This is a genomic window from Streptomyces sp. NPDC005485, assembly GCF_040606085.1.
Taxonomy (GTDB): domain Bacteria; phylum Actinomycetota; class Actinomycetes; order Streptomycetales; family Streptomycetaceae; genus Streptomyces.
Map to the genome: position 1 here is coordinate 1 of NZ_JBEXDZ010000069.1, position 21,532 is coordinate 21,532.

General features: G+C 69.9%; 19 protein-coding genes and 1 pseudogene. 7 read left to right on the plus strand and 13 right to left on the minus strand.

The genetic code is table 11. From position 1 onward, the window contains the following. The 4 genes from ABZS97_RS23060 to ABZS97_RS23075 all read right to left on the minus strand — a co-directional run. On the minus strand, window positions 1-639 hold a 639-nt coding region (locus ABZS97_RS23060), incomplete at its 3' end, for a hypothetical protein (protein ID WP_356140194.1). After that, a complete protein-coding gene (locus ABZS97_RS23065) occupies window positions 636-1,553 on the minus strand; it encodes a DUF692 family multinuclear iron-containing protein (protein ID WP_356140195.1) in 918 nt (305 codons plus the stop codon). The genes ABZS97_RS23060 and ABZS97_RS23065, both read right to left, overlap by 4 nt. A gap of 12 nt (window positions 1,554-1,565) precedes the next feature. Next, the gene (locus tag ABZS97_RS23070; protein ID WP_356140196.1) at window positions 1,566-2,324 is read right to left on the minus strand and encodes a hypothetical protein; all 759 of its coding nucleotides are present in this window, start codon (window positions 2,322-2,324) and stop codon (window positions 1,566-1,568) included. A gap of 95 nt (window positions 2,325-2,419) precedes the next feature. Beyond that, the gene (locus ABZS97_RS23075; RefSeq protein ID WP_356140197.1) at window positions 2,420-2,605 is read right to left on the minus strand and encodes a hypothetical protein; all 186 of its coding nucleotides are present in this window, start codon (window positions 2,603-2,605) and stop codon (window positions 2,420-2,422) included. 224 nt (window positions 2,606-2,829) lie between these two features. On the opposite strand from ABZS97_RS23075, the gene ABZS97_RS23080 reads away from it, so the two are divergent. From ABZS97_RS23080 to ABZS97_RS23100, 5 genes are all read left to right on the plus strand, one after another. Next, window positions 2,830-3,195 (plus strand): hypothetical protein, encoded by a 366-nt coding sequence (locus ABZS97_RS23080; RefSeq protein WP_356140198.1) that lies wholly within the window; start codon window positions 2,830-2,832, stop codon window positions 3,193-3,195. Between the two features lie 198 nt (window positions 3,196-3,393). Further along, on the plus strand, window positions 3,394-4,389 hold the full coding sequence (locus ABZS97_RS23085; RefSeq protein ID WP_356140199.1) for a helix-turn-helix domain-containing protein: 996 nt from the start codon (window positions 3,394-3,396) through the stop codon (window positions 4,387-4,389). A gap of 78 nt (window positions 4,390-4,467) precedes the next feature. Then, complete coding sequence (locus ABZS97_RS23090; protein WP_356140200.1) at window positions 4,468-5,427, plus strand: ACP S-malonyltransferase; 960 nt, start codon at window positions 4,468-4,470, stop codon at window positions 5,425-5,427. A 46-nt stretch (window positions 5,428-5,473) separates the two neighbouring features. Further along, window positions 5,474-7,018 (plus strand): AMP-binding protein, encoded by a 1,545-nt coding sequence (locus tag ABZS97_RS23095; RefSeq protein WP_356140201.1) that lies wholly within the window; start codon window positions 5,474-5,476, stop codon window positions 7,016-7,018. A 5-nt stretch (window positions 7,019-7,023) separates the two neighbouring features. Further along, entirely contained in the window at window positions 7,024-7,866 is an 843-nt protein-coding gene (locus ABZS97_RS23100; RefSeq protein ID WP_356140202.1) for a metallophosphoesterase, read from the plus strand. Between the two features lie 13 nt (window positions 7,867-7,879). On the opposite strand, the gene nhaA is transcribed toward ABZS97_RS23100, so the two are convergent. The 5 genes from nhaA to ABZS97_RS23125 all read right to left on the minus strand — a co-directional run bounded on the left by nhaA (window position 7,880) and on the right by ABZS97_RS23125 (window position 14,253). After that, on the minus strand, window positions 7,880-9,772 hold the full coding sequence (nhaA, locus tag ABZS97_RS23105) for a Na+/H+ antiporter NhaA (RefSeq protein ID WP_356140203.1): 1,893 nt from the start codon (window positions 9,770-9,772) through the stop codon (window positions 7,880-7,882). A 595-nt stretch (window positions 9,773-10,367) separates the two neighbouring features. Then, entirely contained in the window at window positions 10,368-10,886 is a 519-nt protein-coding gene (locus ABZS97_RS23110) for an adenylate kinase (RefSeq protein ID WP_356140234.1), read from the minus strand. A 256-nt stretch (window positions 10,887-11,142) separates the two neighbouring features. Then, complete coding sequence (locus ABZS97_RS23115) at window positions 11,143-11,760, minus strand: ScbR family autoregulator-binding transcription factor (RefSeq protein ID WP_356140204.1); 618 nt, start codon at window positions 11,758-11,760, stop codon at window positions 11,143-11,145. A 447-nt stretch (window positions 11,761-12,207) separates the two neighbouring features. Beyond that, a complete protein-coding gene (locus ABZS97_RS23120; protein ID WP_356140205.1) occupies window positions 12,208-13,446 on the minus strand; it encodes a cytochrome P450 in 1,239 nt (412 codons plus the stop codon). A gap of 126 nt (window positions 13,447-13,572) precedes the next feature. Then, the gene (locus ABZS97_RS23125) at window positions 13,573-14,253 is read right to left on the minus strand and encodes a ScbR family autoregulator-binding transcription factor (RefSeq protein ID WP_356140206.1); all 681 of its coding nucleotides are present in this window, start codon (window positions 14,251-14,253) and stop codon (window positions 13,573-13,575) included. 403 nt (window positions 14,254-14,656) lie between these two features. On the opposite strand from ABZS97_RS23125, the gene ABZS97_RS23130 reads away from it, so the two are divergent. Then, window positions 14,657-16,570 carry an acyl-CoA dehydrogenase gene (locus tag ABZS97_RS23130; RefSeq protein WP_356140207.1) on the plus strand — a complete coding sequence of 638 codons (1,914 nt, stop codon included), beginning with the start codon at window positions 14,657-14,659 and terminating at the stop codon, window positions 16,568-16,570. Window positions 16,571-16,836: 266 nt separating this feature from the next. Here the strand turns inward: ABZS97_RS23130 and ABZS97_RS23135 are convergent, their stop codons facing one another. Beyond that, entirely contained in the window at window positions 16,837-18,396 is a 1,560-nt protein-coding gene (locus ABZS97_RS23135; protein ID WP_356140208.1) for an FG-GAP repeat protein, read from the minus strand. A 307-nt stretch (window positions 18,397-18,703) separates the two neighbouring features. On the opposite strand from ABZS97_RS23135, the gene ABZS97_RS23140 reads away from it, so the two are divergent. Further along, entirely contained in the window at window positions 18,704-19,000 is a 297-nt protein-coding gene (locus ABZS97_RS23140) for a hypothetical protein (protein ID WP_356140209.1), read from the plus strand. 194 nt (window positions 19,001-19,194) lie between these two features. On the opposite strand, the pseudogene ABZS97_RS23145 reads toward ABZS97_RS23140, so the two are convergent. The 3 genes and pseudogenes from ABZS97_RS23145 to ABZS97_RS23155 form a co-directional block, all read right to left on the minus strand. Further along, window positions 19,195-19,404 (minus strand): annotated as a pseudogene (locus ABZS97_RS23145) (DJ-1/PfpI family protein); the annotation flags it as partial. Between the two features lie 16 nt (window positions 19,405-19,420). Next, the gene (locus tag ABZS97_RS23150) at window positions 19,421-20,635 is read right to left on the minus strand and encodes a glycosyltransferase (RefSeq protein WP_356140210.1); all 1,215 of its coding nucleotides are present in this window, start codon (window positions 20,633-20,635) and stop codon (window positions 19,421-19,423) included. Beyond that, window positions 20,632-21,432, minus strand: a complete 801-nt coding sequence (locus tag ABZS97_RS23155; RefSeq protein WP_356140211.1) for a MerR family transcriptional regulator — start codon at window positions 21,430-21,432, stop codon at window positions 20,632-20,634. The genes ABZS97_RS23150 and ABZS97_RS23155 overlap by 4 nt, the downstream gene beginning before the upstream one ends. Window positions 21,433-21,532 lie beyond the last annotated feature (100 nt).

Below are 21,532 nucleotides of genomic sequence, written 5' to 3' on the forward strand. Positions count from 1 at the left end.
GGACCGTCCCGGTCGTGCGACGGTGGCGGCCAGGAGGACCGCAATCAGGACGAGCTGCTGTGATCCGAAGACCTGGCGTCCGTTGAGTCCGTCGGTCAACAGCTGTGGTTTGCGGCCGAGTTGGTCGCTTCCGCAGTACGGGGTCGGTGTGCCGTCGTCGCCGGTGACACCGACGGCGATCACCGAGGTGCAGGAGGCGGGAAAGCGCAGCCGGCCCGGTCCGTCGTGACCGGCCGCGGCGATGAACACCGGGGCGTCCGGCTCGCGGGCCACTTCCTCGAAGGCGCGTCGCACACCCAGCCGATCCGCGTCGGCTTCCGGCGCCGACCAGGGCAGGGCCACGATGTCGTAGCCGGCCGTCATGTCCCGCAGGTTCCCGGCGAGTCGGGCGGCCTTGAGTGCGTCCGCGGAGGCGTAGCCGATGTCGGGGCGTCCGGCGATCTGACCGACCAGAGTGGCGACCCGTTCGGTGTGCTCGTCGGCGGGGGCACCGGGCTCGGCGCGGGCGCTGCCGTCGCCGACGACCAGGACGCGTACACCGGCACCGAGCCGCTCACCGAAGGTGCTCTCGCGGCCGAGCCGGCGCCAGGGGTGGATGCCGTCGTCGGCGGGTCCGGCGTCGCGCGGGTGCGCGGTCATGATGCCTCCGCGAGCAGGGCCGGGGACGGGACCGGGGCCGCGGGTGCGCGGGTCACGTCCGGAGTCCAGTCGATCTCCGCGAGGAGCTGTTCGATGCGGGCGAAGTCGGTGTCGAGTTGTTCGGCGTCGAGGCCGACGCCGATCTCGTAGGTGACCGCGCGCAGTCGCGGCGAGAGGGACACGGCTTCCTGCATCAGGTCGATGACCTCGGGGGTGACGCTGTGGCTGTGCGTGTCGAGGTAGCGGTTCTCGTACGTCGCGTCGATGTGCCCGCCCGCGACGTGGATCTCCACGACGCGGTCCAGGGGCAGGGACTTGAGCACCTTGTCGAAGGGCTGCCCGGCCGCGACGGCGTAGGAGAAGACATGGGCGACGTCCATGAGCAGGTCGCAGTCGGCGCCGTCCGTGACGCGGTGGAAGAAGTCGCCGAGGCCCATACGGCCGACGGCGAGGGTGCACGAGGGAATTTCCGGGACGAACGGGAAGCGGCTGAGTTCGTGGAGCTTGTTGATGCCGGTCACGACGTGGTCGGCGACTTCGCGTTCGAACAGCGGCGGGGTGAAGTACGGCAGCGGGTAGGGGCCGACCGACCACAGCCCGATGTCCTCGCACGTCCACACCGCGTCGAGGGCCTCGCTGACCGCTTCGAGCCGGGTGAACAGTTCCAGGTTGGGCCCCTCGGGTGCGGCAGGGGCGACACCGGGCAGGTGGTGGACCACCGGCAGGTCGCCCGCGCAGGTCTCGACGAAGGTCCGGGCGTCCGTGCCGCTGGGCAGCGAGACGCACGACAGATGGCTGAGCCGGCCCGCGTACCGGGCGCACAGCTCCGGCATGGGCTGCGGGTAGAGGCCGCGGTACTGCCAGTCGAGTCCGAATCCGAGCCGCGCGATAGCGGCCGTGGCGTCACTGTCCATGCTGGCCTTCCCTCAGAGCTCGAGCGCCGCGGCCGAGACTTTGTCGCCGGGGAACGCGGCGACGACGATGTGGTAGCTGCCTCGTTCGCCGAAGCGCGCGTCCGGCAGGGAGCGTGGGAGCCGGCCCCGCTCGTCCACCAGCCGCCAGGCCGAGTGGAAGCCCTCCACCTGAAGGGCGCCGGGGACGGTGGGGGCGGGCAGGTGCCCTGCGTTCCACGGGGAGTCCGCGCCGCGGCTCGCGTCGAGCCCCTCGCCCGGGATTCCGGTGGTGCAGGCGCAGACGTCCGGCGGCGGGGCGATGAGTTCCGGTGCGGAGAACCGGCCTATGAGGCCGAAGAGTTGGAGTACGTCCGCGTGCAGACGGGAGGCGCCTGCGACGGCGCGATGGGCGTACAGGCAGAAGTTCTCGAACAGTGTGCGGCCCTCGCTCTGCCAGAAGGCCTCCGCGTCGGCGTACCCCTCGACCAGGGGTGTGAGGACGTCCTCGCCCAGGCACGCCCACAGGGGCGGGCAGGTGCGCTGGAGATGGCGGGAGAGGTTGCGCAGCCGGGCGGCGCGCTCCACGGCCAGGGCCCGGAAGTCGACGGTCGCGAAGACGGCGGCGGTGGTCGTGTCGAGCGAGGTGCCGTCGTCGAGGGCGTGCAGGACCTGCGCGGCGGCGCTGGAGGAGTACATCAGCCGCAGCATCAGTTCCGTCCGTGCGCGCCGGTCGTCGCGCAGCAGGAGAGCACGCGTCCGGTCCTGAGTTGGCGTACGCAAAACACTGGTCACTGCCCACCCGCCGATTTCGGTGTGAAGAGGTGATGCGCGGTCAGGGCCTCCCCCCGGGGCGGAGATTGCCGCCCCGGGGAGAGAAGGCGCGCCTTCTACTCCTGCCACTCCTTGTTGGAGTTGACGGAGTCGAGGGAGATGTCGTCGTTGCCACCGATCTCGGCGCGCAGCGGGTTCACGAACTCGGCGGCGTACGCCGTCGTGAGGCGGTTGATGACCGCGGAGCGGATCGACTTGTTGCTGTCGATGGCCGCCAGAATGGCATCGATGTTCTCGGGCATGGAAACCTCCACAGACAGGAACGACCGCTGGAAATCCAGCAGCCGGATATCCGAAAACCGGCGCACGTACCGGGGAGTTGCAGCCCTTTTCCGGCTGCTGAACGAGAGCTTCACCCACCGCACGATCGAATGTCAGCCCCCTGCCGTTGGCCTCAACCGGCAGCGGCATGTTCCGTCCACCCGGATGCCTGGCGTTCACCACCGCGGGCTCGGACCCTCGGACCATGTACCTCGTCCACGTACGCGTCGCACTTCCCCGCGCCCGGGTATCGCCCGCCGGCCTCGGCGCCCGCGTCCGCGGCCATGCGGTGGCGGGCGAGCGGGTGGACCATGTGAGCCTTCATACGGCGGCGGACGGCTCGGGCGTGACGGTCGGCGTCTTCGTGACGGCGTCGGCGATGATCGCGGCAGAGCGGGTCGCGCTGGCCGTCGTCGAGCGGACGCTGTCCTGCGAACCGAACCTGACCGGCGCCACCGTCACCAGCTGCTCGGCCGCACTCGTCGACGCGTACTTCGACGACCTGATCGCCCCGGATCCGGTCCCCGGCCCGCGGGCGGAGCCGCACGACGGCGACCGAGCCCCCGGCTGACACCCGTCGCCCTCCCTCCTCACCCACGCACAGCCGCCGACGAGCAGCGCCGTACCCGGCCTCAAGTCGGCCCGCGCACGATACGCACGGCCGGAACCGCCGTCCCGCCGGGCCGGGAACCGCGTGATCGGGCCGGTCGCACCACCGGGCGCGGGGACCGCCGCCCGGCACCCGACTGCCGTCAGGAGGGACCTCACCGTGCTCAGCACGCTGGGACTCGATGCCGCGTCCGTGCGCGTCTATCGGACCATGCTGGCCCACCCGCAGACGGACTTCGACGCCCTCCAGGACCACTTGGGGATCTGCGAGGCCGAACTGCGCTCCGCGCTCGACAACTTGAGCAGTCTGGCCCTCGTACGCCGGCATCCCGACGGTATGGAGCGGTTTCGCACGGTGGACCCGCGGGTGGCCGTACAGACCTTGCTCGCCCGTCAGCAGGCCCGGCTCGCGGCCGAGCAGGAGCGCAGCGAGCGCACCAAACTGGCCGCCGGTGAGCTGATCGCCGAACTCGGCGCCACCGACGGACGTCGCCCCGTGGAGCTGGTCGAACGCCTCGACGACGCCCAGGAGATACGCGACCGGGCAGGTGCCCTGCTGCATGGCGCGCGCGAGGAGGTGCTGACGCTGTCGCCGGGTGCGTTCGGCGAGGACTGGCAGCGGGCGGCCCGGCTGCTGGAGCGTGAACTCCTGCAACGGGGCGTGCGGTTGCGGACCCTGTGCCTGGACAGCGTGCACAACAGCGGCCCGGACCTCGAGTGTGCGAGGGGACTTGCCCAGTGCGGCGGGCAGGTGCGCACGGCGCCCGCGCTGCCGGTCCGGTTCGTGGTCGTGGACCGGCGGACCGCGCTCGTCCCGGTCGACGGCGAGAGCAGTACGTCGGGTGCGCTGATCCTCACCGGTGGCGGCACGGTGACCGCGCTGTGCGCGCTGTTCGAATGTGTCTGGCGGGGCGCGGTGCCGCTCGGCGGGGGTGCGAGGGAGCGTGATGAGCACGGCCTGACCGCGCAGGCGGCGGAGGCGCTGCGCCTGCTCGGCCAGGGCCTGACCGACGAGGCGATCGCCAAGCGTCTGGGGGTGTCGCCGCGCACCGCCCGGCGGATCTCCGCGGAGCTGCTGGAGGCGCTGGGGGCGCGCAGCCGCTTCCAGGCCGGCTGCCGGGCGGTGGCCCGGGGCTGGCTGCCTGCGGAGGAGTAGCCGTGTCCCGCCCCTATCAGGGGCGGCTGGGGGCGGTTAGGGGTTATTGGTGTGGTGGCCCGTCAGCAGACTGGGGCCATGGTGACTGAGGACCGCACGGAAAGTGCCCTGGTGTTTCCGGGGATGGGGCCCGCGCCCTTCTCCGAGGTCGGCAAATTCATGGTGGTCAATCGCTTCGCACGGAAACTTGCCGCGGAGGCCGACGAGGCGCTCGGCTATTCGCTGTTCGACCGGTTCCGGGAGGCGGAGGGCGACTATTCGGTTTATGCCCAGGTCGCGTTTCTGGTGAACTGTGTGGCGCTGGCGCAGTGGGCCGAGGACGAGTTCGGCTTCGTGCCCGCCTATGTCACCGGGCCGAGTTTCGGCGGAAAGGCCACCGCGATCCACTCCGGGGCGCTGTCGTTCGCGGACGGGGTTCGGGTCACCGAACGGTTCGCGCACTGTCTGGACGCGTTCTTCGCGGAGGACTACGCCGAGCAGGTCGCCACGCAGTCGTTCGCCCGGACACCGCGGGCCGCGCTGGACGGTGTGCTCGCCGAACTCACCGAGCAGGGCGAGTGGTTCGACATCACGTGTGTGGTGGACGAGGACTTCGCGATGGTCACCCTGCGCAAGGCGAAGCTGGAGTGGCTGCAGGAGCGGCTGCGCGCGCTCGGCGGGCTTCCGCTGTACGTGATGGAACCGCCCATGCACTCCGCCGCGTTCGGAGCGCTGCGCGAGCGGGCCGCGGCCGAGGTGCTGGACGGCGTGGAGTTCGCCGACCCGCATCTGCCGGTCGTCTCCGACCAGGACGGTTCGCTCCTCACCACCGGCGCGGAGATCCGCGATCTGCTGCTCGACTGCTGTGTCCGCGCGGTCGACTGGCCGGGGGCGCTCGCCTCGCTGCGCGACAAGGGCGTGGGCACGCTCTATGTCGCCGGGCAGGACGCGCTGTTCGGGCGGGTGGGCGTGGCGTCGAAGAACTTCAAGGTCGTACCGGCCAGTCCCCGCCTCGCCCTCAGGCCCCGGCGCAGGCCCGCGCGCGTCCTCGCCGCCTGAGCCCACCGCGACCGAGATCGTCGTTTCGTGCCGTGACGGAGGAAGCATGACCGAGCAGCAGCAACAGGCCCTCTACCAGCGCTTCCTGCGCGGACTCGCACTGTCGCCCGACCGCCCGGCGCTGCGCATCGGCGCCGAGAGCGTGACCTATCGGACGCTGCACGAACAGGCGCTGACGTGGGCGGGATCGCTGGGCAGCGCGAAGGTGGTCGGCGTCCTGGCGGGCAAGACCGTGACGGCGTACGCCGGCATCCTCGGCGGTCTGTACGCGGGGGCCACGGTCGTGCCGCTGCACCCCGACTTCCCCGTCGCCCGCACCCGGCGGATGCTCGAACTCTCCGGCGCCGCCGCCCTGATCGCCGACGACCGGGGACGCGCCGCGCTCCCCCGGATGTACGACGACGGTGCGGGCATCCCGGTCACCGAGCCGGACCCCTCGCTCGCCCTGGCCCGGCCGCGCCCGGTGGAACCCGCCGACGTGGCGTACATGCTGTTCACCTCCGGCTCGACGGGGCGCCCCAAGGGGGTGCCCATCAGTCACGGCAGCACGCATCACTACTTCCAACTCCTCGACAGCCGCTACGACTTCACGCCGGACGACGTCTTCTCGCAGACGTTCGACCTGAACTTCGACTGCGCGATGTTCGACCTGTTCTGCGCCTGGGGCTCGGGCGCCACCGTCGACGTCACCCCGCAGACCGCCTACCTGGACCTGCCCGCGCACATCCGCGAGCACGGCGTGAGCGTCTGGTTCGCCACGCCGAGCGCCATCTCCCTCGTACGCCGCATGGGCGGGCTGGACGCCGGGGCGCTCGCCGGGCTGCGCTGGAGCTTCTTCGCCGGGGAGGCCCTGCACGCGCACGATGCAGTGGACTGGCAGGCGGCCGCGCCCGCATCGACGCTGGAGAACATCTACGGGCCCACCGAACTCACCGTCACCATCACCGGACACCGCTGGAACCCCGACACCTCGCCCGGTCGTTGCGTCAACGGCCTGGTCCCGATCGGCACCGTGCACGACGGCCACGACCACGTACTCGTCGACGAGAACGACCGGGAGACCCCCGTTGAGGGCGAACTCCTCATCACCGGGCCGCAGATGGCCACCGGCTACCTCGACCCCGAGGACGACCAGGGCAGGTTCGTGGAGCGCGAGGGCCGCGTCTGGTACCGCACCGGGGACCGGGTACGCCGCCTGGCCGACGGCGAGCTGGTCTACCTCGGCCGCCTCGACTCCCAGGTGCAGGTGCAGGGTTGGCGGGTGGAGCTGGCCGAGATCGACCACGCGCTGCGTGCCTGCGACGGCGTGCAGGACGTGGTCACCGTGGCCACCTCGGGGGAATCGGGTACGGAGATCGTCGTGTACTACACCGGCGAGGTCCGTCCCGCGGCCCGGTTCGCGCGGGCGCTGCGCGAGGTGCTGCCCAAGGGAATGCTGCCGCGACGCTTCGAGCACGTGACGGAGTTCCCGCTGAACTCCAACCGGAAGGTCGACCGCAAGGAACTCGCCCGCCGGGCAGGCGAGTTGCTCGTGCGTCCGGCGCGGGCCGCCGCCCAGGCCGCGGCGGGGACCGGGATCGCGGGCGGCTGACCTTCATGGGGCAGCCGACGCTCTGGGCCGTCAGCGATCTGCACGCCGCCTTCTCGGAGAACCGCCAGGTCGTCAGTGAACTGCGCCCGCAGTCGGACGCCGACTGGCTGATCGTCGCCGGGGACGTGGCCGAGAAGGCCGCCGACATCGAGTGGGTGCTCGATCTGCTCAGCCGCCGCTACGCGAAGGTGCTGTGGACCCCAGGCAACCACGATCTGTGGACGCACCGCGAGGACACCCTGCGGCTGCGCGGCCTGGAGCGTTACGAGTACCTGGTGGGGGTGTGCCGCAGCTTCGGCGTGTCCACCCCCGAGGACCCCTACCCGGTGTGGACCGGCCCGGGCGGCCCGGCGGCGGTGGCCCCGCTGTTCCTGCTGTACGACTACAGCTTCCGCGTCGAGGAGGCCCACACCAAGCAGCAGGCGCTGGACCGGGCCTACGAATCGGGGGTGGTGTGCGCCGATGAGTTCATGCTGCACCCGGACCCGTACCCGAGCCGCGAGGAGTGGTGCTGGGCACGGGTAGAGGAGACCGAGAAACGGCTCCTGGAATGCCCTCCCGGCCTGCCGCTCGTCCTCGTCAACCACTACCCGCTCGTCCGGCAGCCGACCCGCATCCTGCACTACCAGGAGTTCGCCCTGTGGTGCGGCACCCAGCTGACCGCCGACTGGCATCTGCGCTTCCCGGTCCGCACCATGGTCTACGGCCATCTGCACATCCCCCGGACCACCTGGTACGACGGGGTGCGCTTCGAGGAGGTGTCGGTGGGTTATCCGCGCGAGTGGAAGCGCCCGGGGCACCCGCGGATCGGCCCACGCCAGATCCTGCCCGAACCGCCCGCTTCCTGAGCGGCGATCGTTCCTACGCCGCCACAGCGGCCCGCTCCCGAGCGGCGCGCACCGCGGCGGACAGACTCGCGATGTCGTACGCGCCGTGATGTCTGCGCCCGTTGACGAAGAAGGTGGGCGTTCCCGCCACGATGCTGAGGTCCGCCGATTCGACGTCCTCGGCGACGCGCGCCGCACCCGCGTGGGCGCGCAGATCCCGCTCGAAGCGCTGCGCGTCCAGCCCGAGGTCGGCGGCGTATCCGCGCAGGTGGTCGGCGCGCAGGGCGCCCTGATGGCCGATGAGCAGGTCGTGCATGTCCCAGTAGCGTCCCTGCAGCGCAGCCGCTTCGGCCGCCTCGGCGGCGAACTGTGCGTGCACGTGGACGTCCGGCAGCGGGAGGTGGCGCCATACGTAGCGCACGTCCCCGAAGTCGCCGAGAAGCTCACGGACGACGGACTCCGCCTGTCCGCAGTAGGGGCATTCGTAGTCGCCGTACTCCACCACGGTGACGGCCGCGTGCCGGGGTCCTCGGATGTGATCGCGGTCGGGGTCGACGGGCACGGCGAGGTCGACGATCGTCTCCGCCTTCCCGAGCAGCGCCCGCAGTTGCACGCTGCGCGGCAGCGCCCTGAGCACACTGGTGACGAGCAGACTGACGGCGAAGGAGCAGATCACGGCGCTCAGGATGCCGATCTTGGCGTCGTCGAGCCGGGCGCCGTCGAAGGCGAGGGTGGCAATCAGCAGGGAGACCGTGAAGCCGACCCCGGCGAGGGTTCCTCCCGTGGTGACGGCTCCCCAGCCGACCGGGATCCGGATGCGGCCGCGGCTCGCGGCGGTGGCCAGCAGCGAGGCCGCGACGATGCCGAGCGGTTTGCCCACCACGTATCCGAAGAGGATGCCCAGGGTGATGGGTGAGGTGAACGCGCGTCCCAGTTGGTCGGCGTCGACCGCGATTCCGGCGTTGGCCAGCGCGAAGAGCGGTACGACGGCATAGCTCACCCAGGGGTGGTACATGCGCTGGAGCCGCTCGTTCGGGGAGATGGCCGAGGCGAGGCCGGCGCGCACGGAGCGTTCCAGTTCGGGTGTGGGCTGCTCGCGGAACAGCCGGAACAGGCCACTGGCGCGTTCCAGGTCGGAGCGCGCCGCCGGGTACGCGTACGTCAGCATTCCCATGGCCAGACCGATGACCACCGGGTCCACGCCCGATTCGAGCAGGGCGACCCAGGTGATCAGTGCCGGTACCGCGTACACGGCGCCTCGGCGGACGTCGAGGCGGCGCAGGAGCAGGATGACGGCGAAGGTGCCGATGGCGACGAGGAGCGCCGGCACGCTGATGTCGTCGCTGTAGGCGACGGCGATGACGCCGAGGGCCAGGAAGTCGTCGACCACGGTGAGGGTGAGGATGAAGACCCGCAGTCCGGGCGGCATACGGCGTCCGACGACGGCCAGCATGCCCAGGGCGAAGGCGGTGTCGGTGGACATCGCCGCGCCCCACCCGTGCGTCGTGCCGTGGCCCGCGTTGATCGCGAGGTAGATGCCGATCGGTACGAGCATGCCGCTGACGCCTGCCGCGAGGGGCAGGGCGAGCCGCTTTCGGTCGCGCAGTTCGCCCATGTCGAACTCGCGCCGCGCCTCCAGGCCGATGACGAAGAAGAAGAACGTCATCAGGCCGCTGTTCACCCACTCGCGCAGGTGCAGCGAGACGCCGTGGGAGCCGATCCGGACGGACAGATGCGTCTGCCAGAACGATTCGTAGGACGAGGGCGCGGCGTTCGCCCACACGAGCGCGGCCAGCGTCGCCGTCACCAGGACGGCGGCGCTTCCGGTCTCGGTCCGCAGGAAGTCGCGCAGCGGCGAGTGCGCGCCGGTGCCGCATGCGCTCTGCCCCGTGTAGTCGCCCGTGTGGTCGGTGGCCTCGAAGGACATCTTCAGGCGCTCACTCGAAACAGGACGACATCGAAACGCAGCTCGACCGCGCCGTCGCTTCGGAGCCCGGCGAAGGCCTTCTCCCAGTCGGTCAGCGGCTGCGTCAGGACGGTGCTCACTCTCCACCTCGCGTCGTGGCTCAAAGTGTCGGACGTTCACAGCGGCCACGCCAGTCGGATGGGCTTGTGCTGCTGTCGCGGCAACACCACTCGCCAGGCCATTCATTCCTTGCGCGGTAGACGCGGGGCTGCTCGGCGTCGATGGGGTGGCCGGCAGCGGCGACGGTGCGCATCGTGGCGCCGGGCAGGACGTCGGCGGCGCGGGTCCGCGGTGGTGAGCTGATTGGAGTAGAGGCCGGGCAAAGAGCCCGGGATGTCCTTCAAGGGGCGGCCGGGATGTCAGGTCGCCGCCGGGGCCGCGATCGCCGGCAGCTCGGCGAAGACCGGATCCGGCTCGGCGTGGCGCCCCAGGACGCTCCGAGCAGCACCACCCGAGCGGCGCGGATCCGATGCCGTACGGCCTCCAGGTCGGCGACCTGCCGGGCAACGGCGTAGCCGCTCGGGTCGGCGAGCCGACCGGAACGGCCGGAGCCCGATCAGAGGGACCTCACCCAGGCCGCCGTGTCGTCGGGGTGGCGGAAGTGAAGGGTGACGAGGGGGTTGAAGCGGGGGTCGACGGTGCGTCGGCCGACTTCGCGGCGGCGTCCCGCGTGTTGCGACCAGGACCACCGGACCGGGTGCTCCCGGCTCAGCCAGCCCCGCCAGGTCTCCCGGTTGCCGCCGAAGATGACCTCGCGGGTGACGGTGCGCCGCACGGACCGTCGTAGCACTCGGGGCATCACGACGCGCTTGGCGTAGTCCAGCCAGATCACGGTGTCGGCCCGCTCCCACATAAGGTCACGGACTTCCGGAGAGCCGATCGAGTCGATGACCCAGTGAGGTCCGGCGACCAGCTGAGACACGTCCTTGGTCAGCTGTTGATTCACGGCCCAGTCGGGGCCGCTGAAGTACAGCGCGTCCATCTCGTGGTAGACCAGCCCGAGTCGACCGCTCAGGGTACGGGCGAGTGTGGATTTGCCCGCGCCGGTGGCACCCACCACCAGGATCCGTTCCATCACGAACCGGCCGAGGGACGACGCGCTTCAGCGGAGCGGGAAACGGCTTCCTCGGGCCGATCCGACCTCAACGCGGTGCACGGATCTGCACGGTTCACCTGCATCGCCCCTCCGTCCCGTCGGTCTGTTGCTCCTGCACCATGATGGCGTGGCGCCAGGAGGACTCGCCGGTTCTCCGGCGAGGTGAGGGCTCTGGTGCCGGCTTTTGCCCTGCCCCCCGGCACTCGCCGCTTCTCCCCAGGCCGAGCGCCGCGCGTCAGCGGCCCGTTCCGCCCGGTACGAGCAACTCCTGATGCCGGGAGGCCGCCAGGCGCGGCAGGACGAGGACCCAGAACTCCGCCACGTACTCCTGGGAGACCCAGTTCCGGTCCCAGGCGCCGAGCGTCTCGAAGCCGACGGTGGCGGCCACGATCGCCGCCGTGGCGCCCTCCGGCGACACCTTCTCGGCCAACTCCCCCTCTCTCTGGGCCTGGAGGAGCAGTTCATGGACCCAGGTCCGCCACCACTGCCGCAGTCCGGCCCCGTTCTTGCGCGACGGGTCACCGCTCAGCTTGAACCCCGCCCTGATCACGGCGTCGGCGGTGACGGCGAGCAGCAGTTCGTGTGTCACGTTCACCAGCGCCTGAAGCGACGTGTCCGCCGAGGACCGGAAGCGCATCGCCAGGGACTCGACGGAGCCCACGGCCGCCGTTTCCACCTCACGGGCCAGAGCGTCCTTGCTGGGGAAGTGAAAGTGGAGAGCACCGGCGCTCACGCCCGCACGCTTACTGATCGCAGGCAGTGAGGCGACGGCATACCCGTCTTCCGCGAAGACCTCGGCCGCCGCGTCGATGAGGGCCTGCCGCGTACGCGCCGCCCGAACCTGCTTGACCATCACGCCTCTCCTTTGGAGCTCGCGGGGAGAACCGGGACCACCGCATCCGCCTCCCCCGAGGCGTGGGAGCGTTCTGTACCACCGGGCATCAAACCGCGTGCTTGGTATGTTAATTCGGCGTACAACATTCCACATCCTCGAGTACTTGTCCAGGGCGGCATCCGGCCTGCTCGGCGCCGTTCCACGGGGCGAACACCGACCCCGTCTGTACGCCATTTCTGGCCCCGGTGCCGCCCAACCGACTGATGCAACCCCTCCTTCCTACGCCACAAACCTTCCGCATGGTTCGTGAATGTTGGATGAAGTGACACCAGTCATTCCGCGTTACGGTCGTTCACGGTGCTCGGGAACGGCTTGAGCGCAGATCGCGAGCGCCTCCCGACAACGCAGAACTCCGCCGGCCCGACCGGGCTGGCGGAGTTCAGTCCTCGAGGCTGCTCCCGTACGTCAGCGAACGGCGGGGCGGAGCACGGCTGGAAGTGACCGGTAACTGTTCACCACGAAGGTCGGCAACGGCTCGAGCTCCTTCGGAGCGCAGCCGAGTGCCAGGTCCGGGAACCGGTCGAACAGCGCCGCAAGGGCGACCTCGGCTTCCACCCAGGCGAGCGGAGCCCCCACACAGCGATGCGGCCCGTGCCCGAATCCCAGGGTGTCACGGTCCGTACGCAACAGGTCGAACCGCGCGGCATCCTCTCCGTACCGCTCAGGTTCCAGGCCGCCGGCGGCGAAGGAGACGATGATGGGGTCGCCCCTTTTGATCCTGACGCCGTCCAGGTCGATGTCCTCCACCGCGAACCTGATCGGGCAGTAGGCCCCCGGCGTGTGGGCTCTCATGGTCTCGGCGACCACGTCCGACCAGCCGGCGCGGCCGGCCCTCACATGCTCCAGCTGCTCGGGGTGCTGGAGCAGCGCGCCGACAGCGTTGGTGATCAGAGCGGTCGTCAGGTCCTGCCCACCGGCGATCATCAGGAACAGCGTGCCGAGCAGTTCGTGCTCGCTGAGGCGGTCGCCGCCCTGGTCGCGTACCTCGATCAGCGAGGAGGTGAGGTCGTCGCCGGGCTCGTTCCGCTTTGTGGCCACCAGCGCGGCCAGCAGCTCGAAGGCCTTGATCCGGGCCGCCTCGATTCCCTCGGCGGAGACCGTGGTGCTGAACACGGTGCTCAGCGCGAGGCACAACTCCTCCGTCGCGGCCCCCTGGGGTACACCGAACAGTTCACAGATCACGCGCATGGGCAGCAGTTCGGCGAACGAGGCACGCACGTCGACGGGGGCGCCTGCCGGGAGGGCGGCCAGTCCGTCGAGCAGTTCGGCGGAGATCTCCTCGACGCGCGGGCGCAGCGCTTCGGAGCGCCGTGCCGTGAAGGCCCCCGCGACCATGCGGCGGAGCCGGGTGTGCCGCTCCCCGTAGGCGAACAGCATGTTCTCGTTCACCACCCAGGGGTAGAGCGGCCACTCCTCCGTTATCTTCCCCTCGATGAACGAGGGCCAGTGCTGCCGGGCATCTTTGGACACCCGCGGGTCGGTCAGCAGGCGTTCGACGTACTGCTGCTGGACGACAGCCCACGCGATGACCCCACCGGGCAGCTCCACCTCGACCGCGGGGCCCTGAGCCCGCAGCATCGCGGCCTCGCCGGCGAGGTCCCGCCCTGACACGTCCAGGGCGTAGGGGCAGGCAGACGTTTCCATCGGTGCACTCCCTGGGTTGATCTGACGTTGCGTTGCTTGCGCTGTGCTTTCGCCGTGCCCATGGGAGAGGTCGGGGCCCTCCCGCCTCCGATGCACTACCGATGCGTCACCGGAGGATCCAACCGTTCAGCCGGCCGCGGTCAACTCCGCGTCCTCCTGCAGCTTCATGGCCGCTTCGTACACCCGCATCCCACGGTCCGGGTTCATGTCCAGGCGGACAAGCACCGCCGGGACCGCAACGCTCGCCATGAGGTGCTGCTCAAGCTGCGCCAGCCGGTCCATCAGGTCCTCATGCCCGGTCATGATCTTGGAAAGTACTTGGACGCCGGTGAACGCACCGACGAACAACTTCGCCGCGGCCACCACGTCGACCTGGGGAAGCAACTCCCCGTTCTCCTTCGCCCGGGTGAGCGTGCCGGCATTGTGGTCGATCCACGCATTCATCGGAACCCTGCGGTCCAGACCGTCCTGCGGGGCGCCCTGATCCACCGTCAGCCGCACACTGCCCTGCACCATGGGGTCGCCGGAAGTCAGCAGGTAAGCGAGCAGGAATGCCTCGTCCAGCCCCTGCTGGAGCGCCAGCTCCTGCGCGGGGATGGCCGGGACGGAGGAGAGCTGGTTGGCCAGGACGGCCTGGGCCAGCTCTTCCTTGGAGGCGAAGTGGAAGTAGAGGGCCCCCTTGGTCACATTGGCCCGCTGGAGGATCTCGGAGATGGTCGCCGCCTCGTACCCGACCTCGGCGAACACCGTGGCGGCGGCGGACAGGATCGCTCGTCGGGTCCTGATGGCTCGTTCCTGAACCGCCATGGCCCACCTCCGCACTAGGTCTCACCCGCCGACCGACCAGGGAAAAGAAACCGGCAGGTTCGTATCTTGCCATTGGGTGAGCCAGGCGATCAAGAGCACGAAACGAGATCACGCCACCCCGGCACGGCTCGCATGCGGATGAGGCGTACCCCCGTAGGGCACACAATAAAACCACTCAGGCGGTTTTTCAATCCCCCCGTCACCCCGCCTGGCAAGTGGAATACCCCACCCTCAAGTGCGATTGGGGCATTCCGCTGCCCACTTGGGACACGAAGGGCTCAAGCCGGAGACGCTTCCAGGTCGCGATTTACCAAAATTTGGTTTGATAAGAAAACCGGTAGGTCCGTATCTTCTGGGCTCTGCGCATCTCATCCTTCAGGATCAGAGACACGGGGAGAGGGTCATGACCCTTCTGACGTCGCACGCAAAGCCCCCCAACCTGGCAGGACTGCCGGAGTACGCCTCCGGTCACCCCTTCCAGGACAGCTTGTCCGAGACCGAAAGCCTCACCCTTGCCCGCATGGCCACCGTTGACGTGACCACGGGCGAGCTCACGCATCTTCTGTTCGACCGTGGTGATCGACGCCGCATCCACGGTCCCTGGCGCGACCTCATATCGAGCGAAACGTTCCGTCACCGACCCGGGCTGTCTCCCGACGAGCGCATGGCCCTTTCCTACGACTGGCTGCGTCTCGTCAACGACACCGTCGACCGCCCCGAAGACCTGGTACAGGACCCGAGCCGGCTGGCGAGCCTGCACGAATGGACCGCGATCGTGGACGGCGGCGGAGGGCTGTGCACGGTCGCGAGCATCCACTACAACCTGTTCCTGGGCAGCCTCCTCGACCATGAGGGTGGCGGGCGACGCGACCTGTCCGACTTCACCTCCATGCGGCGCACGGGCACCTTTCTGTGCACCGAGCTGGAGCACGGGAACGACGCCGCGGCACTGCAGACCACCGCCGAACTCGACCCGCGGACAGGCGGGTTCATCCTCCACACGCCGCACATCGGCGCACAGAAGTTCATGCCGAACACCAGCACCACGGGCGGCCCCAAGACCGCCGTGGTGGCCGCACGGCTCATGATCGACGGCAAGGATCAGGGGGTCTTCCTGTTCCTGACCCCGTTGAGCGACGAGGCAGGCCTCCTGCCGGGCGTGACGGTCCGCCGACTGCCGTTGCGCACCGGTGCTCCGGTGGACCACTGCCTCACCGCGTTCGACCACGTCGTGCTGCCGCGCGAGGCCCTGCTCGAAGCGGACCACGGACATCTCAGCATCGACGGGACCCTCACCAGCAGCCGGGGCAACAGGCGCAAGCGGTTCCTGCAGTCGATCAACCGGGTCACCGCCGGGAAGCTCTGCATGAGCGGCGCGGCCGTCGGGGCGTCCCGAGCCGCCCTGGCCATCGCCGTACGCCATGCGCACCTCAGGCACATCAGCGGTCCCAAGAACGGTGAGCGCATCCTGGTGAACGCGCACCGGAGCCATCACGGCAGGCTGCTCGACTCGCTCTCCACGGCGTACGCCATGACCTTCCTGCACCGTTCGGTGGTGTCCCGGTGGACGCGGCACACTCCCGAGGACAGGACGGACGTCGAGCGTCTGGTCGCCATCGCGAAGGGCTGGATCACCTGGCAGGCACGCTCCATCACGGTCGAGTGCCGCGAACGGTGCGGGGCCCAGGGGCTGTTCCCCGTGAACGGCCTGGCCGACTACCCGCAGTACGTCGAGGGAACCATCACGGCGGAGGGCGACAACCTCGTCATCTGGGTGAAGGCCGCCGCCGAGATGCTCTTCGGCCACCAGACCGACGAGGAGATGCACGAAACACCCCCCGACCAACGCGTTCTGACAGACCCTCACTTTCTGCGTGGCCTCCTCTCCCACGTCGAGGCGATCTGGCAGACCCGGGCCCGCAAGAGCCTCCGTCAGGGGCCCGCGGGTGATCCGATCGCCCGCTGGAACGCCGCGTCCTCCTCCGCCCTGGAGATGGTCTCGGTCCATGCCCGGCTGCAGGCCGCCGACGCGTTCCTCGAAGCGGCCGCGAACGCGGTGGGGCCGCAGGCGCGCGCCCTGCTCGACCGGCTCTGCCTGCTCTTCCTCCTCAAGCAACTCGGGCCACACACCGGCGACCTGCTGGCCGACGGCCACATCACCGTCGAGCATGTGCGCGCTCTGCCGCACACCGTTGACAAGGTTGTCGAGAGCCTCGCTCCGCACATGATGACGCTCGTCGACGCGTTCGACCTCCCGGCCGAGTTCCTGGACGCGGTGCCCATCGCGAACCGCGGCTGCCCTTCGCTCGTCGACTAGCTGCTCCGCCCTGACGGCGCGAGGCGCGGGAGCCGATGCGTGCATCGGCCGCCGACCGCCTGATGGTTACGCACACCGGACCGCGCGGGAGCGGTCCCGTCCCCAGTCTTCAGCTCAAAGGCCTGAGTCTTCGGTCTTCCGGTGCCCTTGCGGGGCTTGACCGGAAATGCGCTCGCGTGGGAACCCTTCGCCGGCACCCGCCGTCGCGCTGAGGGGCTGCCGTCCTGGCAGGTCGGCAGCCCCTCAGTCATGCGTCGCGCCGTACGTCACTCGTCGATGGCCGCGCCGAACCGGGCACCGCTGCCCGAGGCGCCGAGCGCGCCGCCGCCGTAGGTCCACGAACCGTCGGCGACGAGTCCCCTCGTGCCGGCCGGCAGCACCCAGACGACGCCGTCGCTGTAGTTCTCGGAAGGGGCGGCCGCCACCAGGTCGAAGAGGCCGTTCGCGTCGGTGTCGGCGAGCCGCACCTGGGCGCCCCACTCGTCGTCCGTCTCGGCCGTGCCGGGGACGTCGGGGCTGTTCTGGTCGAAGGACTGCGCGCCGGTGGTGGTCAGTCCGGCGGACGAGCCGCGCAGCACCCACACCGCGCCCGCGTCCCGCACGGTGCCCACGTCCTCCCCGGGCGCTCCGACGGCCAGGTCGGCATAGCCGTCACCGTTGACGTCGGCGACGGACAGGTCGGCGCCCCACGCGTCGCCGTGCTCGCCGGCACCGGGCACGCCCGGGGTGTTCTGATGCCACCACTGCGGGCCGTTGCCCGGACCCTCGTAGTCCGCGGGCCCTTCCGGGCTTCCGTAGTACACGGCGACGAGTCCGCCGGTCATGCCCTCCGCCTCGGCGTCCTGGCTGCTCGACTGTCCGACGACGAGGTCGTCGTAACCGTCCTTGTTCAGGTCGCCCGAGGCGGAGGACACGCCACCACGCACGTCGCGCAGGTGCGTCAGACCGTCGGCGCCGCCCGAGAAGACCGTGGACCAGCCCTGCGCGTAGTCGGCGTCGGGGGTGTATCCGGAGATGACGAGGTCGGCGTAGCCGTTCTTGTCGTAGTCGCCCGTCGTCAGGTAGGCGGGATTGATGACGCGGTCCGCCGGGTGGCCGGTCGTGTCGATGCCGGCCGTCCGCCGCAGCACACCCTGGTCGTAGGTGTACACCTGGGCACCCGACTGGTCGAGTACGGCGATCTCGTCACCGTACGTCGCCCCCGTGAACCGCGCCGCGGTGACGGCCTGCCCGAACCGGGCCCCGGCGGTGGGGTGGGCCGACGAGAAGGACGCGCTGCGCTGGGCCTTCAGCCCTGTCTTGGAGCCGTACAGAACGGTCACGTGCCCGGCGTTCTCGGTGGAGCCCACGTCCTCGCCGGGGGCACCGATGACCGCGTCGTCGAAACCGTCACCGTCGAGGTCGCCGGTGGCCACGGCCGCGCCGAAGGAGTCGTAGTCCTCCGAGGTTCCGGGCACACCGGCGGTGGACTGGCTGAAGACGGCCGTACGGGCTCCGGGTACGCTGGCGTTGGTACCCATACCGTTCGCCGCGCCGTACTGCACCGTGACGTAACCGGCGCCCTTCTTGCCGGCGACGGTGCCGTCCGGCGCGCCGATGAGGACGTCGTTGTAGCCGTCGCCGTCGAAGTCGCTGTTGCGGTCGTCGGCGCGTGTACCGCCCGGAACGCCCGCCTGGGCTGCCGGCGCGGCGATGATGCCCGCACCCGCCAGCAGCAGGAACGATGCGGCGGCCACGGCCGATGCGGCGCCGCGCCGGGAACGAGTGGCGCGCGTGGCACCGCGGAGCGCGTCGGTCGAGTCGGGCGTGTGCGACGTGCTGGTCATGGTCTGCTCCCCGTTGGTCATGCGGTCGATGTATTCGTTCGGGAGGGAACAGGCTTCTCAACGGATCTGGTCACAAGCGCCTGTCCTCCTCCTCACGCCCGGTTCGACACGAGACACCGCAGAAGAGTTGTGGCGCTCCAGAAGGCCGTGACACGCCGGTGACAGATGTTGCACAACAGGAACATCGATCCGCCCACGACAGGACCTCCGCGCACGCTGTCACACATCCCCCTCTGGATACGTCAACGAGATGGCGCCCCGAACAGGGGGCCAGGACATGGACATTCCCAGACACGGAGATGACGACATGACTGTTCTTATGGTGCGCTCCACCGTGAAGCCCGAGTTCACCGCCGAGTTGGAGGACGCGCTCGGGAAGATGTTCACGGCCATCGAGAACGCCGGTCCCGCAGGCGTGCGTTACGCCTCCTATCGGCTGCCCGACGGCGTCACGTACGTGGCGCAGCTCGAACTCGCGGACGGCGTCGAGAATCCGCTGCCCGCCATCCAGGAGTTCCGCGACTTCCAGGCGAGCCTGAAGGACTGGCTGACCGGGCCGCCGACGGTCGAGCACTTCGAGGTCAGGGGCTCCTACTCGGCCTGACCCGGAGGAAGGGCCTGGGCCGGACGCCGCGCGCCGGGGCGTCCGGCCCGCCCAAGCCCTCCAACTCCCTTGTCAGTCACGGTCCTTGCCGTCGAAGGTGTCGCGGTAGACGCTGGGCGGGACACCGACGTGCGTTTTACAGCGTGCGGAAGTTGGCCGATGTCCCGAAGCCGCAACGCCGCGCCACGCTTTTGAAGGCACAGATCGAGTCCTGCGGCGACTCCGGCGGAGGTCAGAACCTCGCCCTCATCGATGTACAGCACCTTCGGCTCCACCGTGATCCGGGGGTACCGGTCCGCGAGGGCTGCCGCGTGCTGCCAGTGCGTGGTGGCACGTCGTCCGTCGAGCAGGCCCGCGGCGGCCAGGACGAACGCGCCGGTGCAGATGGACACCATGCGGGCGCCCCGGGCTGCATCGGCGTCATCCATCGGTCAGCTGCTGCACGGCCTTGAGCGCCTGGCCCGCTCCGTCCTCGGTCATCAGGTGTTGCGCCGCTCTCGCGGCGGCTTGTGTGAATGCCTGCTGCTTCACTGCACGGTCGAGTGAGTCGGCGAGCCGTTCGGCGGAGAAGGACCGAAAGGGGATCGGGTCGGTGGCGGCACCGAGGGCGGCAAGTCGCCCCGCCCAGAACGGCTGGTCCGCGGTCACCGGCACGGTGACCGCGGGCACTGCGGCGCGCAACGCGGCGGCCGAGGTTCCGGCCCCGGCATGATGGACCACCGCGGCCAGCCGCGGGAACAGCAGGGCGTGCGGTACGTCACCGATGGTCAGCACGTCATCGTCGTCGGCCGCGAGCCCCGCGCTGCCGGCCTGAAGAATGCCGCGCAGCCCGGCGCGACGCAGGGCTCGCACTGCGATCTCGCTCAGCCGTTCCCCGTCGCCCGCCGCCATGCTTCCGAAGCCGATGAGGACAGGCCGAGGTCCGGCATTCAGGAAGTCCTCCACGTCTGTGGGCAGCTGTTCGGCCGCGTCGTGATGAGGCCACCAGTTGCCCACGACCTCCAGGCCGGAACGCCAGTCGGAGGGACGCGGCACCAGCGCCGTGCTGAAGCCGTACAAGATGGGCCAGTTCGCCTGTTCCTGCCGTCGGCGCATCGCGGAGGCGGCGGCCGGGGGCAACTGGAGGTGGTGGCGCAGTTTTGCGACCGCCTGCTCGTAGACGCGGTCGGTCATGCGCAGGGCGAGGCGTCCGGTTGTGCGGTTGGCGAGGCGCCCCAGTGAGCGGGAGCCGGTGACGACCGGCGGGAAGTCGCCGGTCGGTGCGGTGGGCTGGAGGTACACCCCGAGGCTCGGTATGCCCATGGCCTCGGCGAGGTGCCAGCCGAGCGGGGCCGTGGTGGTCGACAGCAAAAGCAGATCCGCGCCCTCGGCCGTCGCGTCGGCGAACCCCTGGCCCAGTTCGGCAGTGAACGCGGCAGCGGTGCGCATCAGTTCACGTCTGCCCGGGGCGCCGCCGCGCACCCGCGTGTCGGCGGGCAGACTACGGAATTCCAGTCCTGCGTCGCGTACGAGGGGTGCGAAGGTGTCCGTGGTGGCGAGGGCTACGTCGTATCCGGCCCGCCGCAGTTCGGCGCCCAGCCCCGTGTAGGGCGCGACGTCACCGCGCGATCCGGCCGCGGCGATCAGGATCTTCATCGGTCCTCCTGGGATTCGGTACGGCCCCCTGCGTGGCGGGCCGCGTTGGCGTGGACCGCCTTGCACGTATAGGCGGCCAGACCCGGGCGTTGCTGCGACGGCGGTACGACCAGGGCGAATGCGCGCGGGTCGGCGATGAAGTCGTCCGCGATGCGCCGGTGCATGTCCGGTGGGCAGGAGGTGAACCAGCGTGAGATGTGCAGGCGGTGCTCCTCTGCGAGGTCCATGGCCCGCTCGCCGTCGCTCGGCTCCCCCTCGTCGAAGGCCGCGAGCAGCTCTGCACGCCAGGCGGTGGCCTCGCCCATGAGCTGCCGCCAGTCCTCCTTGGTGTGGGCGGCCGCGCGCGCCATCGCCTCGCGCTGCCCCTCCGAGTGGGCCCACTTCAGCTCTGCCTGGGTGGCGTAGCTCAGGTCGAAGGTGATCTCACCGAAGACCTCGAAGCGTTCCTGAGGACTCAGGGACACCCCGGTCTGCTGGACCTCGATCGCCCGCTGCGCCACCTCCGCCAACTGCTGGAGCCTGGCGATCTCTTCGCTCAGCTGCCGCTGGCGGGACTGCAGATACTCCAGGGCGTTCGCCTGTGGATCCCTGAGGATTCCTGCGATCTCGTCGAGGGAGAAGCCGAGTTCGCGGTAGAAGAGAATCTGTTGGAGACGGGCCAGGTCCGTGTCGCTGTAGAGCCGGTACCCGGCGTGGCTGCGGCCGCTGGGCGAGAGCAGACCCGCCTTGTCGTAGTGATGCAACGTACGCACCGTCACCCCGGCGAAAGCCGAGACCTGCCCCACGGAGTAGCTCACCCACCTGCCCTTTCGTTGGCATACAGCCTCAAGCCTGACGCAAGGGGAGGGTCAACTCGCTCTCGCCGGGCTTCGTGGACGGGAATGGAAAAGATCACTC

Bases quoted from the DNA above. Each gene is read 5' to 3' on its own strand.
- ABZS97_RS23065 (WP_356140195.1), bottom strand. From the start codon at position 1,553: ATGGACAGTGACGCCACGGCCGCTATCGCGCGGCTCGGATTCGGACTC.
- ABZS97_RS23075 (WP_356140197.1), bottom strand. From the start codon at position 2,605: ATGCCCGAGAACATCGATGCCATTCTGGCGGCCATCGACAGCAACAAG.
- ABZS97_RS23080 (WP_356140198.1), top strand. From the start codon at position 2,830: ATGTACCTCGTCCACGTACGCGTCGCACTTCCCCGCGCCCGGGTATCG.
- ABZS97_RS23090 (WP_356140200.1), top strand. From the start codon at position 4,468: ATGGTGACTGAGGACCGCACGGAAAGTGCCCTGGTGTTTCCGGGGATG.
- ABZS97_RS23095 (WP_356140201.1), top strand. From the start codon at position 5,474: ATGACCGAGCAGCAGCAACAGGCCCTCTACCAGCGCTTCCTGCGCGGA.
- ABZS97_RS23100 (WP_356140202.1), top strand. From the start codon at position 7,024: ATGGGGCAGCCGACGCTCTGGGCCGTCAGCGATCTGCACGCCGCCTTC.
- nhaA (WP_356140203.1), bottom strand. From the start codon at position 9,772: ATGTCCTTCGAGGCCACCGACCACACGGGCGACTACACGGGGCAGAGC.
- ABZS97_RS23110 (WP_356140234.1), bottom strand. From the start codon at position 10,886: ATGGAACGGATCCTGGTGGTGGGTGCCACCGGCGCGGGCAAATCCACA.
- ABZS97_RS23115 (WP_356140204.1), bottom strand. From the start codon at position 11,760: ATGGTCAAGCAGGTTCGGGCGGCGCGTACGCGGCAGGCCCTCATCGAC.
- ABZS97_RS23120 (WP_356140205.1), bottom strand. From the start codon at position 13,446: ATGGAAACGTCTGCCTGCCCCTACGCCCTGGACGTGTCAGGGCGGGAC.
- ABZS97_RS23125 (WP_356140206.1), bottom strand. From the start codon at position 14,253: ATGGCGGTTCAGGAACGAGCCATCAGGACCCGACGAGCGATCCTGTCC.
- ABZS97_RS23130 (WP_356140207.1), top strand. From the start codon at position 14,657: ATGACCCTTCTGACGTCGCACGCAAAGCCCCCCAACCTGGCAGGACTG.
- ABZS97_RS23135 (WP_356140208.1), bottom strand. From the start codon at position 18,396: ATGACCAGCACGTCGCACACGCCCGACTCGACCGACGCGCTCCGCGGT.
- ABZS97_RS23140 (WP_356140209.1), top strand. From the start codon at position 18,704: ATGACTGTTCTTATGGTGCGCTCCACCGTGAAGCCCGAGTTCACCGCC.
- ABZS97_RS23150 (WP_356140210.1), bottom strand. From the start codon at position 20,635: ATGAAGATCCTGATCGCCGCGGCCGGATCGCGCGGTGACGTCGCGCCC.